This window comes from Streptosporangium sp. NPDC051023 (genome assembly GCF_040689595.1).
Classification (GTDB): Bacteria; Actinomycetota; Actinomycetes; order Streptosporangiales; family Streptosporangiaceae; genus Streptosporangium.
This window is the reverse complement of the sequence record NZ_JBFBCE010000050.1, coordinates 1-14,172: the sequence shown is the minus strand read 5'-3', so window position 1 is coordinate 14,172 and position 14,172 is coordinate 1. Positions and strand designations below refer to the sequence as shown.

Here is a 14,172-nt window from a genome sequence, read left to right as displayed (position 1 = left end):
ACCCCCAGCTCCGGTTCAGGACTCGTCCGGTTCGACCCGGATCAGTGGCTGGCCGAACTCGACCGCGGTGGCGTCGTCGGCCAGGATCTCGGTCACCACGCCGGCCCAGTCGGAGACGACGTGGTTCATCAGCTTCATCGCCTCGACGATCCCGATCGTCTGCCCGGCCCCGATCCGGTCGCCGACCTCGACGAACGGGCGCGAGCCCGGCTCCGGGGCCCGGTAGAAGGTGCCGACGAGCGGCGCCGTGACCGCCTTGGCCGTCTCCTCGACCGGTGGCGCGGCCGGAGCGGCCGGGGCGGCCGCCTCGGTCCAGACGATCTCCCGGGACGCCGCGGCCTGCGGCGGCGCCCAGACGATCTCCAGCTGAGAGTCCCCGATCTTGGCGGTCACCGCGGTGAGCGGGCCGGGCAGGTCGCGGACGAGCCTGCTGATCTCCTCGCGGATCAGCCGGAGCCGCTGCTCCTCAGCCGCGGGAGTCGTCTCCTGCGGCGTGTTCGTCGTCAGTGTGCCGCCGTTGGCGGTGATCCGCTCAGTCATCCTCATCGCCCGCACCTGTCCATGGCATCCCGATCTGCCGGAATCGTTCGAACCGCTGCTCGCGCAGCTCGGCCGGGGACATGAGCCGCTGCTCGTCCAGCACCTCGGTGATCGCGCGGTACAGCGTCGCGGCCATCTCGGCCGGCGCCGCCTGCGCACCGCCGGACGGCTCGGGCAGTACGGCGTCCACGACGCCCAGCCACAGCAGCGCGGGCGCGGTCAGCCGCAGCGACTCGGCGACCGGCGCCGCGTGTGAGGGGTCGCCGAACAGGATCGTCGAGCAGCTCTCCGGACTGATCACGGAATAGCAGGAGTTCTCCAGCATGAACACCCGCTCGGCGGTGGCCAGCGCGAGCGCGCCGCCGCTTCCTCCCTCTCCGATGATCACGGAGACCACCGGCACGCCGAGCTCGGCCATGCCGAGGATCGAGTCGGCGATCGCCCACGCCTGGCCGCGTTCCTCCGCGCCGAGTCCCGGGTAGGCGCCCTGGGTGTCGACCAGGGTGACCACCGGGATGCCGAGCCGGTCGGCCAGCCGCATCAGGCGCAGAGACTTGCGGTAGCCCTCGGGCTGCGGCATGCCGAAGTTGCGACGGACCAGTTCCTGGGTGTCGTGGCCCTTCTGGTGGCCGATCACCATCACGGTCCTGCCGCCGATGCTGGCCAGGCCGCCGACCACGGACGGGTCGTCGGCGTACAGCCGGTCGCCGTGCAGCTCGACGAAGTCACCGCAGATCATGCCGATGTAGTCCACGGTGGTCGGCCGGCTCAGGTCACGGGCGGTACGGACGGCGTCCCAGGCGGGCTTGGCCGGGACGGCGTCCGGGTCGGTCACCACGCCGGTCCCCTCCGCCACGTCGCCCGGCGCACCGTCGCCCGCCAGCAGGGCCAGCAGCCTGCCGAGCAGGGCCCGCACCCCGGCGCGCGGTTCGACGCGGTCGAGCATGCCGTGTTCCAGCAGGTACTCGGCGCGCTGGAACCCGTCGGGAAGCCGCTTGCCGGTCGCCTTCGCGATCACCTCGGGGCCCGCGAAGCCGATCGCCGCCCCGGACTCGGCGATGAGGATGTCCCCGAGCGTGGCGAACGACGCGGTGACGCCGCCGTACGTGGGGTCGGTCAGCAGGCAGATGCTCGGCACGCCCTGGCTGCGCAGCCGGGCGAACGCCTGGCTGGTTTTGGCCATCTGCATCAGGGAGATCGCGCCCTCCTGCATGCGGGCCCCGCCGGAGGCGGTGACGACCAGCAGCGGGACGCCCTTGCCGAGCGCGGTCTCGGCGGCGGCGGTCACGGCCTCGCCAACGGCGGCCCCCATGCTGCCGCCCATGAACCCGAAGTCCATGACGGCGACCACGACGGGACGGCCCGCGATCTCTCCGGTGCCGTGGATCACGGCGTCGTCGAGACCGGTCCGCTCACGGGAGGTGCGCAGCCGCTCGTCGTAGGGCCGGGAGTCGCGGAAGCCGAGCACGTCCAGGCTGCGGTAGCGGGTCGGGGCCTGGGTGAACGAGCCCTTGTCCAGCAGGAGATCCAGGCGCTCGCGGGCGGTGAGGCGGCCGTGGTGCCCGCACTCACGGCAGACACCGTGGTCACGACGGAGCCGCGGCAGGTAGTTCGGTTTTCCGCAACCGCGACACTTGGCCCATTTCGGCTCGTCGGCAGGGATCACGACGGCCGGTTCGACCACCGTGGTCATCGGCTCACCCCGCCGTCCGGAGTCCAGGAGTAGAACTCGACGGCCAGCGCGTCGGCGGGGCTCTTCCAGATGGCCGGGTCGTACGGGTCGACGAGCGGGCGCAACTGGCGGCTCAGCTCGATGAAGTCGTCCCGTCCCGCGGCGGCGCGCAGGGCCGACCGGTGATCGCCCTCGAACTCCACGTAGTGGAAGTACAGGTCCCGGTAGCCGAACAGGTGCCTGCGCCGCACGCCGAGCAGGCCGGGAAGCTCACCGGAGTCCGACTCGGCGAACAGGCGCGCGATGTCAGCTGTGTTCTCCGGCTTTGTCCGGGCGACGATGAGAGCGCGATCTGACATGGGTTCTCCCCAGAGAATGGTTGCGTTTTCGTGGTGTCGGAGCGGAGAAGAGACCCGCTCAGCCGGCGAGCCGCTCCAACCGGTCGATGACAGCGGGCAGTCCGGGCAGCCTGCGAAAGTCGTCGCGCACGGAGGAGACCGCCCCGGCGTACCCGGGCTCGTCGATCACCCTGCGGACGGCCCGCCGTACGGCCTCCGGTTCCAGCGCGAGCGCGTCCAGCGACGGCGCGGGCGGGTGGTGCACATTTGCGAGGTTGACGCCGAGCCCGAGGTTGGCCAGGTGCATGCTCACCACCGGCTGGTCGGCGCCCATCGGCAGGAAGCACAGCGGCACCCCACCGGCGATGGCGACGAGGATCGAGCTGAAGCTGCCGTGGCTGATGAAGGCCGCGCAGTGCGGCAGCAGCGTGCTGTGGTCGACGTAGGGGACGAGCAGCGCGTTCGGCGGCGGGGTGCCGTACTCCGCCGGGTCGGCGGAGCGGCCGATGGAGACCACGAGCCGCACCGGCTCGTCCGCGAGCGCGGTGAGCACGGCCCGGTGCACCGCGCGGGCGGCGGGCGTACCGACGAAGGTCGTGCCCAGCGACAGGTGCACCAGCGGATGGTCCGCCGGTCCCGGCACCCAGTCCGGCGCCGGGGGCGTCGGACCGTCGAACATCGCGGGCCGGTAGCGGAACTCCTCCGCCAGCTTCTCACCGTAGGGCAGGTCCAGCGTGCGGGGCTTGCGGTGGAGGTAGAGGTGGCTGAACATCCGGCGCAGCTCCGGGTCGTCCGGCAGGCCGTACTTGCTCGTCAGCGCGGCGAGCGCGTCACCCGCCATGGCCCGCATGATCGGCCTGGGGGTGCCCATCGCCGACGCGGCGGCGGCCTGCGGTATCCCGAGCAGCTCGGCCGCGATCCATCCGCCGAACTCCATGGCATCCCACACGATCACGTCGGGCTCGAACCGGCGGGCGTGCTCGAGCAGGTCGTCGACCATGCCCATGCCGGCGACCTCCGCGAAGGCGACGATCTGCGGGCCCTTGCGCTCGTGGAAACTGGGCAGCGACGCCGGGTCGGACTGGGACCAGTCCTTCCCCGAGGGCAGCAGCCGGATGCCCTCGCGGGTGAAGGCGGCTCCGAACGTCTCGGCCGTCGCCACCGCCACCTCGTGCCCCGCCGCACGCGCGGCCTGGACCAGCGGCACCATCGCATGGAAATGCGCGGTCCCGGGTACGCAGGTGAAGAGAATTCGCATCTCACCCCCATGATTTTTCGGATTCATCGATGAGCCTAGGCAGCCCGCGAGCCATTCACATCCGCCTGCGGCATCCGCCCTGTCCGGCACCCGGGGACGAACTCCTCCACTAATAGGATGAGAAATCAAAATCCAATTCCGGGAGGAGGACCGGCGGATACATTCCAGTTAGCCTCGGCTTATGACAACTGACGTTTTCGACCTCGATTCGGCGGTGGACGCAGGTCATCTCCGCGAGGTGCTCGGCAAGTTCGCCACGGGCGTCGCGGTCGTCGCCACGACCACCGCGCGAGGACCGGTCGGGATGACGGTCAACTCGTTCTGCTCGGTCTCCCTGAACCCGCCGGTCGTGCTGTTCTGCGTCCGGCACCAGTCGCAGTTGTACGAGGTCTTCTCCGCCGCCACGACCTTCTCGGTGAACGTGCTGGCGGAGGGCCAGGAGGCGCTGTCCAAGCAGTTCGCGAGCCCGGGATACGACCGCTTCGGCTCGGTGCGCTGGCGGCCCGGCGTCACCCGCTCGCCGGTGCTCGGCGGGGCGCACGCGGTCCTGGAGTGTCTGACGCACCAGCTGCTGCCAACCGGGGACCACGACATCGTGCTCGGCCGCGTCGTCGCCGCGCATCCGCTCTCCCCCGGCCGGCCGCTGCTGTTCCACGCGGGCGGTTACCGGGAACTGGCCTGACGCCCTCCCCCGCGGACGTCGAGGGGCCTGGGGTCTCCCCCAGGCCCTTCGACGTCACCTGGCGGCCACCGGCGTCCGCCTCTCGATGTCCACGCCGCCGGAGGCCGGCGGCACCCATCTCTCGATCAGGCTGAGCGCGGGCGCCGTCATCACGGTCGACACCAGCGTCATCACCACCAGGATCGCGAAGACCGTCGGGCTGATCACCCCGAGGTCGAGGCCGACGTTGAGGACGACCAGTTCGGTGAGCCCCCGGCAGTTCATCAGTGCGCCGAGCGACAGCGACTCCCGCCAGTCGATCCCGGCCACGCGCGCCGCGACGGTGCTGCCGACGCCCTTGCCGATCACCGCGACCACGATGACGAGCAGGCACCAGCCCCACAGCCGCATGTCCGTCCCCAGCAGGGTGAACTTGGTGCGCAGCCCGGTGTAGACGAAGAACAGCGGCAACAGCATGGTCATGGTGAAGGTGCGGACCGGCGCCATCGCACGCGTCACGTTCTCGGTGTCACGCGGGGTCACCACACCGAGGAGGAACGCGCCGAAGATCGCGTGAACCCCGATCTCCTGGGTGGCCAGCGCCGACAGCAGCACCGCGGAGAGCAGGACCGGCAGCAGGACGCCCTGCTGGACGCCCGCCCTCGCCAGTCTCGCCAGCAACGGCCGTACGACGAAGAACATCAGCGCCACGAACGCGAGGAGCAGCACCAGGGTGACGGCGACCCCGCCGAGTGAGGAGCTCGTGGCGGTGGCCACCACGACGGCCAGCAGGCACCACGCGGCGATGTCGTCCATCGCGGCACACGCCAGCGACAGGGAGCCGAGCGGCGTACGGTCCAGCCCCCGGTCGACCAGTATGCGTGCCAGCACCGGGAACGCGGTGACGCTCATGGACACCGCCAGGAAGAGCGCGAAGGTCGGCAGCGAGACCCCGGGAACCGACAGCGACCGGAACATCGCGATCGCCAGGAGGACACCACTGGCGAACGGCAGCGCGATACTCACCTGGCTGACCGTGAGCGCCACCGTGCGCCGGCCGCGCAACAGCCCGGCGTCGAGCTCGTAGCCGACGAGGAACATGAAGAGCACGAGCCCGACCTGCGCCAGGATGTTCAGCGTCGGCGCCAGGTAGGGCGGGAACAACCAGCCGTAGCCGGCCGGCCAGACGAGCCCGAGCAGCGAGGGCCCCAGCAGGACCCCCGCGAAGATCTCGCCGATCACGCGCGGCTGCGCGACCCTGGCCGACAGCTCCGCGCACACCTTGGAGACCAGCAGGATCACCGGCAGCGCGACCAGCAGCTTGGGGAACGGGTCCGGCCCCGCCGCCGTGTGCGGGACCGCGGCGAAGGCCGGTCCCGCGGGCTGGGATCGCAGCAGCAGTACGGCACCCGCGACCGGCAGGATCACCAGTCCCAGGTACACGAGGATGGGACGGCCCGGCCTGGACCGGGCCCCCGCGACCCGCGCGTCAGCCACCGTCCCCCTCCCCTCCAGCTCCTCCGGCCCCTCCGGTCCCCCTGGCCCCTCCGGCCACGATCAGCCCGGTCGCGCGTTCCGGCCGGAAACCGACCGCGACGATCCGCGCCTTGGCCCGCTGGAGCGGGCCGAAGCTGAACAGTGCCCGCAGGAACGCCGGTGGCCTGCCTGCCGTCTCGCCCGCCAGCAACGAGGTCAGGAACCGGTCCTGGATGGTTCGCTGAAGCCGCTGGGTCAGCGTGGTCGGCAGCGACCTGCGTTTCTGTACCTTGGCGAGCAGCCGCTCGCTCACCCGGCCGCGCAGCAGGGCCGGGGCGAGGATCCGCGCCGCGGCCACGGCGTCCTGCACCGCGAGGTTGATGCCGACCCCGCCCACGACGGACATCGCGTGCGCCGCGTCGCCGATCGCGAGAAAGCCGTCCCGGTGCCACCGTTCGGCCCGGTCGAGCCGCACGTCAAGCTCGTGCACATCGTCCCAGGACACGATCTCGCCGGTACGGCCGTCGAGCCACGGGATGAGCTCCTCGAGCCGCTGCCGGAACTGGCCGAGCCCGGCGGCGTCGGACCACTCCCGCGCGGTTCCCTTGGGGATGACGTACGCGGCCTGCCAGTAGTCGCCCCGGTGGATCATCGCGACCATGCTGCCCCGGCTGAGCCGCGCGAACGTACGGGCCGGATCGCTGTCCTTCCTGGTCAGCCGGAACCACAGCAGGTCCATCGGAGTGCCGAAGGCGCGCACGGGAAGGTCGGCGTCCCGCCGCAGCACGGAATGCCGCCCGTCCGCCGCGACCGTGAGCGAGGCGCGCAGCTCCCGCTCGCGGCCGTCCTTGACGTACCGCACCCCGGCGATCCGGCCGTTCTCCTCGATCAGCCCGGTCGCCCGCGCGTTCAGCTCCATCCGGAAGCCGGGGTACCGGCGCGCCTGCGACGCGACGAAGTCGAGGAGGTCCCATTGGGGCATGTACGCGATGAACGGATACTTGATGCGTAGTGAGGAGAAGTCGGCCAGGCTCATCTCCCCGTCGTCGGTCACCGCGAGCACCGACGACTCGCGCTGATGCGGAATGGCGAGGAACTCCTCGCCGACGCCCAGATCGTCCATGATCTGCATGGTCGACGAGTGCACGGTGTCCCCCCGGAAGTCACGGCGGAAGTCCCCGTGCTTCTCCAGGACCACCACGCGCACGCCTGCGCGGGCCAGCAGCCAGCCGAGCATCGCCCCGGCGGGCCCGCCACCGGCGATCACGCACTGGGTCTCCTCGGTGTCGTCGCCGCTCATTTCGCCTCCACCCTGGTCTCCAGGTTGTCTGCTTCCGAAGCCGGTGGGGGCGGCGCGGTGATCCTGTGCAGCGCCAGCACGACGCCGATGCCGAGCAGCGCGACGAGGTTGCTCAGGACGAGCGCGGTCCGCGCCCCCCAGACTTGCGCGATCCAGCCGATCAGCGGGGCGCCGATCGGAGTCGTGCCCATGGTGAGCACCATGAACAGCGCCATCACCCGCCCGCGCATCTCGGGCGCGGCGCCGAGTTGCAGGCTGGCGTTGGACGCGGTGATGAAGGTGAGCTGAGTGAGTCCGACCGGTACGAGGGCCACCGCGAAGGCCACGTAACCGGGCATGAAGCCGGACAGCATGTTCACCACGCCGAACGCGACGGCGCTCGCCGCGACGAACTTCCACGAAACCGACTTCCTGCGGGCCGCCAGCGCGGCGCCGGCCAGCGAGCCGACGGCGAGCACGGAGCCCAGCAGGCCGAACTCCCGCGCGCCCCGGCCGAACTCCTGGGTGGCCATGAGCGCGTTGGTGACCGGTGAGTTCGCGGCGAACGTCCCGACGAAGGCGGTGACACCGAGGACCACCCGGATCTGCGGCTCCCGCCACGCGTAGCGGAGCCCGCCGACGAGCATCGACAGGCCTCCGCCACGTTCGGTCGGAACCTCGTGGAGCTGTTCCCGGTCCATCCGCAGCAGCGCCACGATGGGGAAGATCACCGTGGTGGCGGCGATCAGGAACACCGGCCCGGTGCCGGCGACGGCGATCAGCGCCCCGGCGACCCCGGGGCCGATTAGCCGGGCGGCATGGAAAGAGCCGCCCGACAGGCCGACGACGCTGGGCACCTCCTCCCGGGTGACCAGTTCCAGGACGAACGACTGCACGGTCGGCTGGAACACCGCGTTCGCCACGCCGAGCAGCAGCGCGAGCGCGTACACGTGCCAGGTCTGGACGCCTCCGCCGAGGACCAGCGCGCCCAGCGTCAATCCGCACAGGCCGACCACGATCTGGGTCACCAGCAGCAGGTGACGCCGGGGGAACCGGTCGGCGAGAACCCCGCCGACCGGTCCGACCAGCAGGATCGGTAGGAACTGCACACCGGTGACGGACCCCAGTGCGACGCCCGACCCGTCGGTGAGCTGAAGCACCAGCCAGTCCTGGGCGATCCGCTGCATCCAGGTGCCGACGTTCGCCACGGACAGGCCGATCAGCCACTTCCGGTAGTTGCCGTTGCGCAGTACGGGAAGCACGGCCTCACCCACCGACCGGCTGTGGTTCCCGGATGTCTGCGGCGAGCGAACGCCTCCAGGCGACCTGGCGCTCGATACCGGTGCGCAGATCGACCAGTGGCTGGTAACCGAGCAGCTTCACCGCGGCGGTCAGGTCCGCGTGTGTCGACCGGGCGTCCCCGTCGCGCGCCGCCGAGTGCTCGTACACGACGGGCCGTCCCACGATCTCCCCGACGAGGTCGATGAGCTCCAGCACGGTGACCGTCCTGCCGGTGCCGACGTTGACCGCGGCGGCCTGCGTTTCCGCCTGGGCGGCGAGCAGGTTCGCCCGCACCGCGTCGGAGACGAAGGTGAAGTCGCGGCGCTGCAGGCCATCGCCGTACACGGTGATCGGGCTGCCCGTCAGCGCGGAGTCGATCATGCGGGCGATGGCCATGTCCGTGCGCTGCCTGGGGCCGTACACGGTGAAGTACCGAAGGGCCACCACGCTGGTTCGCGCTCCGGGGCGGCTGGCATGCGCCAGTCCCAGGTGCTCGGTCAGCAGCTTCGTCGCGCCGTACGGCGACAGCGGCGTCGGCAGCCTGGTCTCCGGGGTCGCGCCGTCCTCCGCGCCGCCGTACACGCTGGACGAGGAGGAGACCACGACGCGCCTGACCCCGGCCCGGCCGGCCGCGTCCAGCAGCCGGTGGGCGCCCAGCACGTTGCTGTCGACGTACTCGCTGAACTCCTCACCCCACGAGGACCGCACCCCCGGCCTCGCGGCCAGGTGGAACACCGTGTCCGCCCCGTCGAGGAGCGAGTCCAGCTCGGCGGTGGCGAGGTCGGCGCGGACGAGCAGGAAGCGGGGATCGGGGCGCAACGTCTCCAGGTTGTGGGCGGCCACGTCGGCGGGGTGCCCCCTGAGGTGGTCGATTCCGGTGACCAGCCAGCCCTCCTGCAGCAGCGCCTCACACAGGTGTGAGCCGATGAACCCGGCGGCGCCCGTGACGACGGCCCGGCGCTCGGCCGGGACCGTCGTCCGTCTCGGAACCGAGGTCACGGCCGCGCCTCAACCGTCGCGCGGTCGACGGCGATCTCGTGGATCACGCGCTCGACCGGCCCCGCCCAGAAAGGACGCAGCGGGACGGTGGTCTCCCGGTGGATCGGCGCGTCCTCCCAGCTGAGGAACTTCTCCGCGCTCTCCCAGTGACCGAGCAGGGTGTACTTCTCGCCGTCCTCGCTGTGGCGCAGCAGCTGCTCGCCGAGGTGGCCGGGCGTTCCGCTGACCTTGGCGCGGACCTCCTCGAAGGCGCGCTCGAACTCGGCGGACGTGCCGGGCTTGATGCGTGCTGAAACCGTGACGTAGACGCTCACGACTCTCCCCTGTGATCGATGATGTCAAGCACTTCCATGCGGACGCTGGTACGCAGCCCGCGCAGCCCGGCGGTGATGCCGTCCTGCCGCTCGCTCGTCTCGAAGCGTTTGTAGGTGTCGCGGTCGGCCCAGTCCGAGGTGATCACGTAGGTGACCTCCTCGGAACCGGTGTCCCGGCACAGGGCCTGGCGCAGGCAGCCCTCCTGCCGCTGCGCCCAGGTGGCGACGACGGCCCATTCCTTCTCGAACGCGTCGGCCGACTCCGGCCGCACGGTCATGGTCAGCACGGCGCGTACCGTGCTCCCTGCCATCAGATGCCGCCGTCGACGACGATCGTCTGGCCGGAGACGAACCGGGCGGCGTCGCCTGCCAGGAACACGACCACGTCGGCGACGTCCTCCGGCGTGCCCAGCCTGCCCAGGGCCGCCAGCGCCTCGTACCGCTTGCGCACGTCGCCGGTCAGGCCGGCCGCCTGGTCGGTCTCGATGATGCCCGGCGCGACCACGTTCGCCCGGATTCCACGCGGTCCGGCCTCCTTGCAGAGCGACCGGGTGAAGCCGTAGATGGCCGCCTTCGAGGCGGTGTAGTGGGTGCGCGCCACCATGCCGATCATCGCGACCGCCGAGGCGATGTTGATGATCGAACCGCCCTCGCCCATCGACGGCAGGGCCGCCTTGGTCACCTCGAAGGTGCCGCGCAGGTTGGTGTCGATGACCCGGCTCCACTCGTCGCCGTCGAGGTCGTCCAGGGTGTGGTGGCTGACCACGCCCGCGTTGTTGACGAGGACGTCGATGCCGCCGAGCGCCTCGGTCGCGGCCGCGACCAGCAACCGGCACTGGGCGGGGACGGCGACGTCGGCGGCGTGCACCGCGTGGTCGCCGCCGTACCCGGCGAGGTCGGCCCGCAGCGCCGCGGCCGCCTCGCCCTCGGTACGGCCACAGGTGTGCACCGTCGCGCCACCGGCCGCGAAGGCCAGCACGATGGCGCGGCCGATTCCGCGCGTGCCGCCCGTGACGAGCACGCGCTTACCCTTCAGATCACTGCTCATGCCAAAGACTCCGATCTCAGGTCACGACGCCGGTGCGGACGCCGGCTCAGGGCGGTACGGCTCGCCGGTGACGCACCGGCTGTTCGTCGCTGCTGTCGAGGACTCCGGTCCCGGCTCACGAGGCCGGCGCGAGCGTCGGCTCGAGGCCGTACAGCTCGACGGCGTTGCGCCGGGTGACGCGATCCAGGTCGGCCGGGTCGAGCCCGGCCTTGGCCACCAGGTCCACGATCGGTTCCAGCGCCTCCATCAACGGCGGCGCGTCGGTGCCGAAGAGGACATGGTCGGCGCCCAGCACGGCGAGGTTCGCCGCGAGGTTCTGCGCGCTCGGGCAGGAGGTGTCGACGTAGACGCGGCGCAGGCCCTCACTCGGCCGGTACGGCGGCTCGCCCCCCTCCCGCGGCGTGGCCGCCAGGTCGAGCTTCTCCGCGAGCTGGGCGATCGCTCCCCCGCCCGCGGCGGCGACCAGCACCAGGTTCGGGTAGCGCTCGAGCACCCCGGCCCGCAGGATGGCGGCCAGCCCTGCGGTGACGTCGTTGAACCGCCCGACGTGCTCGACCATGCCGAAGTCGCCGAGACTGGCGGCCCCGACCGGGCGGGCCGGCGGGTGCACGAGCACCGGGACCGCCAGCTCGTCGGCCATGGCGAAGAACTGCTCGGCCCGCGGCGAGCTCAGGTACTCGTCGTTGATGCTGGAGTTGACCACCAGACCGACGAACCGCCAGTCGCCGAGCAGGTCCCGCGCCTGCGACAGCATCCGCTCGTCGCCGAACGGGTCGAGGTAGGCGTAGGTGCGCAACGCGTCCGGATACAGGTCGACGAGACCGGCCATCTCCTCGTTGTGCGCCCGCACCTGATCCGCGGTCTGCCGGTAGTTGTCGACGTCCGGCAGCGGAAGCATGACGCCGGCCCCGACCGGGCTGCCGATCACGGTGAGCTCGATGCCCAGCTTCCGCTTGCGCTCGATCACGGCCCGCGGGTCACGCAGGCTCGGCGGCCCGCCGCCCTTCTCACCGGGCGGGCTGAGATGCCCGTGGATGTCGATGGTCATCGGGGCTCACAGCCGGTTGAGCTGCGGCGCGCCGGGCGGGCCCGCCATCAGGGCGGTGCTGAACTCGAACTTGCCGAGAACCGGAACCGACGCACCGTACATGCCGTCGGCGGCCGGGCTGACCAGGAAGTCGATGACGTCGGCGACGGCCTTGGGCTTGGTCGCGTGCTCGAAGTTCACGTGCGGCCGCTGTGCACGGGCCTCCTCGGTGTCGGCCATCGTCATCACCACGGTGTGCGCGTGCACGCCGCGGCCCTTCACCTCGTGGGCCAGGGACTTCGCCCATGCCTGGAGCGCCGCCTTGCTCGCCGCGTACGCGCCGAACCCGGGGAAGGGCTCGCTCGCCAGCACCGAGCTCAGGTAGATCAGGTGGCCGCCGTTGTCGAGCTGCGGCAGCACCGCCTGCGTGGCCGAGACCGCAGACAGCATGTTGGCCTGGAACATGCGGAGGTAGGCGTCGAGATCGGTCAGCACGACCGGCCCGACGTGGAATCCGCCGACGAGGTGGATCAGGCCGTCGATGCGGCCGAACCGGTCGAGGGTCTCGGACACCGCGCGCCGGGCCTGCAGCGGCTCGGAGGTGTCGGCGACGACGGTGGCGACCTGGTCGGCCGGCGACACCAGGTCGGCGATCTCCTTGAGTTTGGTCTCGTTCCTGGCGGCCAGCACCAGGCGGTGCCCGGACGCGGCGAGCGTGGTGGCCACGGTGCCGCCCATGGCGCCGGTCGGGCCGGTGACGAGGAATACCCTGGAGTCGCTCATGACTGCTTCACCGCGCCGTAGCCCTCGGGAACGCGGGTGGTCACGGTCCGCATGAGCGCCCGCGCGAAGAACTCCCGTGCGCCCTGCGGATTCGACATGTCCCGCCGGTCCTCCTCGATCAGGTACTTGTCCAGCTCGCGCTCGACGTACTGGATGCTCGGGTCCTGGGAAAGGTGCGCCATGATCTTTCGGAAATCCCCCTCGAACTCGATCATCCGCACGATCTGCTGGTCCTTCATGAACACCGAGGTGCTGAGCAGGCGGGTTTCCGCGTCGATCTCCGGGTTCGGCGGGTCGTAGCTCGCCAGAAGCTGGGCGACGGCGTCCTCGGTTCCGGGGCGCACCCGGAACGTCACGGCATAGCGCTGCATGACTCTTCCTCCTCTTAAAAGGGACGGAAATTCACGGAGCCGGATGGCCGGTGGTTACACGGAATAGCCGGCGGAATCATTTCTTGGAATTCCGGCTCCCGATGGCGGCCGGATTTCGCGAAATTGCGTCCTGGCTCCTGTTCGAAACACTATTTGCGGGCGATCAGGCTGTCGCCCACCGGCGGAACCGCTCTCGTCCTCCCCCGCTCGGGGGAAGCCTCCCCCCGAACGGACACCGCGGCCCAGTCCAGCGGGTGCCCCTCAAGCCAGATCGCCGCCGCGGTTTCCAGCACCGCGCGGCGGTCCGCGCCCTCGGCGCCCAGCTTGGGCGGCAGCATGGCGGTCACCGCGCTGCGGCCCTCGACGACGGCCGGATGGCGCCGCGCCAGGTTCGTCAGCGCCCTGCTCGGGCCCGCCTCGACGAGCAGGACGTCCTGGTCGGCCAGCAACGCGTCGAGCGCCGGGCCGAACAGCACGGGCTTGCACACCTGCGAGGCCCAGAAGGCCGGATCGACGGCCTCCTCTGGTCGCAGCCGCCGGGCGGTGATCGTGGAGTACAGCTCGATGCGGGGCGGTCGCAGCGGGATCCGCGCCAGGGCCGTCTCGGAGACCTCGGCCAGCGGGGCGAGCACGGGAGAGTGGAACGGCAGCGGGATGCGGGCGCGAATGGCGGTGTACCCGGCCTTCTTCAGAGTGCGGGTCACCTCCGTCAGCGCGTGCTCGGGCCCGGCCAGCATGGTCTGGACGGGACTGTTGACGACTCCGACGCACACCTCGTCGCCGAGGAACTCCGCCAGCCGCTCCGCGGGCGCGGCGACGGCGAGCAGCCCGCCCGGCGCGGCGTCACGGTAGGCGGCGGCGCGGGCCGCCAGCAGCGAGGCCGCGCTCGCCACCCCGATCACCGAGGACAGCGCGGCGGCGGCGAGCTCTCCGACGCTGTGTCCGATCAGCGCGGACGGCTGGACTCCCCAACTCATGACGGTACGGCCCAGCGCGTGACCCAGCGCGAACAGCAGCGGCTGGCCACGCTCCGGGTGCTGATCGGCGCGCTGCTCGCGGTCGCCGTCGGGTTCCTCGCGCTACGGCAGATGGACGACCGCAGGGGCCTGTCGATCGTCGCCGACC

The 14,172-nt window shown here is 71.2% G+C and carries 16 protein-coding genes; 1 reads left to right on the top strand and 15 read right to left on the bottom strand.

Translation table 11 applies throughout. From position 1 onward, the window contains the following. Positions 1-15: 15 nt before the first annotated feature. Genes accB through AB0395_RS28885 form a run of 4 tightly spaced genes read right to left on the bottom strand, consistent with a single transcriptional unit; the run spans position 16 to position 3,808 of the window. A complete protein-coding gene (gene accB / locus AB0395_RS28900; protein ID WP_366286293.1) occupies positions 16-546 on the bottom strand; it encodes an acetyl-CoA carboxylase biotin carboxyl carrier protein in 531 nt (176 codons plus the stop codon). Beyond that, positions 533-2,233, bottom strand: a complete 1,701-nt coding sequence (locus tag AB0395_RS28895) for an acetyl-CoA carboxylase carboxyltransferase subunit alpha (RefSeq protein WP_366286290.1) — start codon at positions 2,231-2,233, stop codon at positions 533-535. Before AB0395_RS28895 ends, accB begins: the two co-directional genes overlap by 14 nt. Continuing rightward, on the bottom strand, positions 2,230-2,571 hold the full coding sequence (locus AB0395_RS28890) for a TcmI family type II polyketide cyclase (RefSeq protein ID WP_366286288.1): 342 nt from the start codon (positions 2,569-2,571) through the stop codon (positions 2,230-2,232). Before AB0395_RS28890 ends, AB0395_RS28895 begins: the two co-directional genes overlap by 4 nt. A gap of 58 nt (positions 2,572-2,629) precedes the next feature. Further along, on the bottom strand, positions 2,630-3,808 hold the full coding sequence (locus AB0395_RS28885) for a glycosyltransferase (RefSeq protein ID WP_366286285.1): 1,179 nt from the start codon (positions 3,806-3,808) through the stop codon (positions 2,630-2,632). 181 nt (positions 3,809-3,989) lie between these two features. On the opposite strand from AB0395_RS28885, the gene AB0395_RS28880 reads away from it, so the two are divergent. Then, on the top strand, positions 3,990-4,490 hold the full coding sequence (locus tag AB0395_RS28880) for a flavin reductase family protein (protein ID WP_366286282.1): 501 nt from the start codon (positions 3,990-3,992) through the stop codon (positions 4,488-4,490). A 54-nt stretch (positions 4,491-4,544) separates the two neighbouring features. Here AB0395_RS28880 and AB0395_RS28875 read toward each other — a convergent pair whose 3' ends face one another. The 11 genes from AB0395_RS28875 to AB0395_RS28825 all read right to left on the bottom strand — a co-directional run bounded on the left by AB0395_RS28875 (position 4,545) and on the right by AB0395_RS28825 (position 14,060). Continuing rightward, a complete protein-coding gene (locus AB0395_RS28875) occupies positions 4,545-5,966 on the bottom strand; it encodes a cation:proton antiporter (protein ID WP_366286280.1) in 1,422 nt (473 codons plus the stop codon). After that, a complete protein-coding gene (locus AB0395_RS28870; RefSeq protein WP_366286278.1) occupies positions 5,959-7,245 on the bottom strand; it encodes an FAD-dependent oxidoreductase in 1,287 nt (428 codons plus the stop codon). Before AB0395_RS28870 ends, AB0395_RS28875 begins: the two co-directional genes overlap by 8 nt. Continuing rightward, complete coding sequence (locus AB0395_RS28865) at positions 7,242-8,498, bottom strand: MFS transporter (RefSeq protein WP_366286275.1); 1,257 nt, start codon at positions 8,496-8,498, stop codon at positions 7,242-7,244. Before AB0395_RS28865 ends, AB0395_RS28870 begins: the two co-directional genes overlap by 4 nt. Next, positions 8,491-9,504, bottom strand: coding sequence for an NAD-dependent epimerase/dehydratase family protein (locus AB0395_RS28860; protein ID WP_366286272.1), 1,014 nt, complete (start codon positions 9,502-9,504; stop codon positions 8,491-8,493). Before AB0395_RS28860 ends, AB0395_RS28865 begins: the two co-directional genes overlap by 8 nt. Beyond that, a complete protein-coding gene (locus tag AB0395_RS28855; protein ID WP_366286270.1) occupies positions 9,501-9,818 on the bottom strand; it encodes an antibiotic biosynthesis monooxygenase in 318 nt (105 codons plus the stop codon). The genes AB0395_RS28860 and AB0395_RS28855 overlap by 4 nt, the downstream gene beginning before the upstream one ends. Then, on the bottom strand, positions 9,815-10,129 hold the full coding sequence (locus AB0395_RS28850; protein WP_366286268.1) for an antibiotic biosynthesis monooxygenase family protein: 315 nt from the start codon (positions 10,127-10,129) through the stop codon (positions 9,815-9,817). The genes AB0395_RS28855 and AB0395_RS28850 overlap by 4 nt, the downstream gene beginning before the upstream one ends. Further along, on the bottom strand, positions 10,129-10,866 hold the full coding sequence (locus tag AB0395_RS28845; protein WP_366286266.1) for a 3-oxoacyl-ACP reductase family protein: 738 nt from the start codon (positions 10,864-10,866) through the stop codon (positions 10,129-10,131). The genes AB0395_RS28850 and AB0395_RS28845 overlap by 1 nt, the downstream gene beginning before the upstream one ends. 115 nt (positions 10,867-10,981) lie before the next feature. After that, complete coding sequence (locus tag AB0395_RS28840) at positions 10,982-11,914, bottom strand: amidohydrolase family protein (RefSeq protein WP_366286264.1); 933 nt, start codon at positions 11,912-11,914, stop codon at positions 10,982-10,984. A gap of 6 nt (positions 11,915-11,920) precedes the next feature. After that, positions 11,921-12,676 carry an SDR family oxidoreductase gene (locus AB0395_RS28835; RefSeq protein ID WP_366286261.1) on the bottom strand — a complete coding sequence of 252 codons (756 nt, stop codon included), beginning with the start codon at positions 12,674-12,676 and terminating at the stop codon, positions 11,921-11,923. After that, complete coding sequence (locus AB0395_RS28830; protein ID WP_366286258.1) at positions 12,673-13,047, bottom strand: TcmI family type II polyketide cyclase; 375 nt, start codon at positions 13,045-13,047, stop codon at positions 12,673-12,675. Before AB0395_RS28830 ends, AB0395_RS28835 begins: the two co-directional genes overlap by 4 nt. A 149-nt stretch (positions 13,048-13,196) precedes the next feature. Further along, positions 13,197-14,060, bottom strand: coding sequence for an acyltransferase domain-containing protein (locus tag AB0395_RS28825; RefSeq protein ID WP_366286420.1), 864 nt, complete (start codon positions 14,058-14,060; stop codon positions 13,197-13,199). Positions 14,061-14,172 lie beyond the last annotated feature (112 nt).

Excerpts from the sequence above, each read along its gene's own strand:
- accB (WP_366286293.1), bottom strand. The coding sequence starts at position 546 with ATGAGGATGACTGAGCGGATCACCGCCAACGGCGGCACACTGACGACG.
- AB0395_RS28895 (WP_366286290.1), bottom strand. The coding sequence starts at position 2,233 with ATGACCACGGTGGTCGAACCGGCCGTCGTGATCCCTGCCGACGAGCCG.
- AB0395_RS28890 (WP_366286288.1), bottom strand. The coding sequence starts at position 2,571 with ATGTCAGATCGCGCTCTCATCGTCGCCCGGACAAAGCCGGAGAACACA.
- AB0395_RS28885 (WP_366286285.1), bottom strand. The coding sequence starts at position 3,808 with ATGCGAATTCTCTTCACCTGCGTACCCGGGACCGCGCATTTCCATGCG.
- AB0395_RS28880 (WP_366286282.1), top strand. The coding sequence starts at position 3,990 with ATGACAACTGACGTTTTCGACCTCGATTCGGCGGTGGACGCAGGTCAT.
- AB0395_RS28870 (WP_366286278.1), bottom strand. The coding sequence starts at position 7,245 with ATGAGCGGCGACGACACCGAGGAGACCCAGTGCGTGATCGCCGGTGGC.
- AB0395_RS28850 (WP_366286268.1), bottom strand. The coding sequence starts at position 10,129 with ATGGCAGGGAGCACGGTACGCGCCGTGCTGACCATGACCGTGCGGCCG.
- AB0395_RS28845 (WP_366286266.1), bottom strand. The coding sequence starts at position 10,866 with ATGAGCAGTGATCTGAAGGGTAAGCGCGTGCTCGTCACGGGCGGCACG.
- AB0395_RS28840 (WP_366286264.1), bottom strand. The coding sequence starts at position 11,914 with ATGACCATCGACATCCACGGGCATCTCAGCCCGCCCGGTGAGAAGGGC.
- AB0395_RS28835 (WP_366286261.1), bottom strand. The coding sequence starts at position 12,676 with ATGAGCGACTCCAGGGTATTCCTCGTCACCGGCCCGACCGGCGCCATG.
- AB0395_RS28830 (WP_366286258.1), bottom strand. The coding sequence starts at position 13,047 with ATGCAGCGCTATGCCGTGACGTTCCGGGTGCGCCCCGGAACCGAGGAC.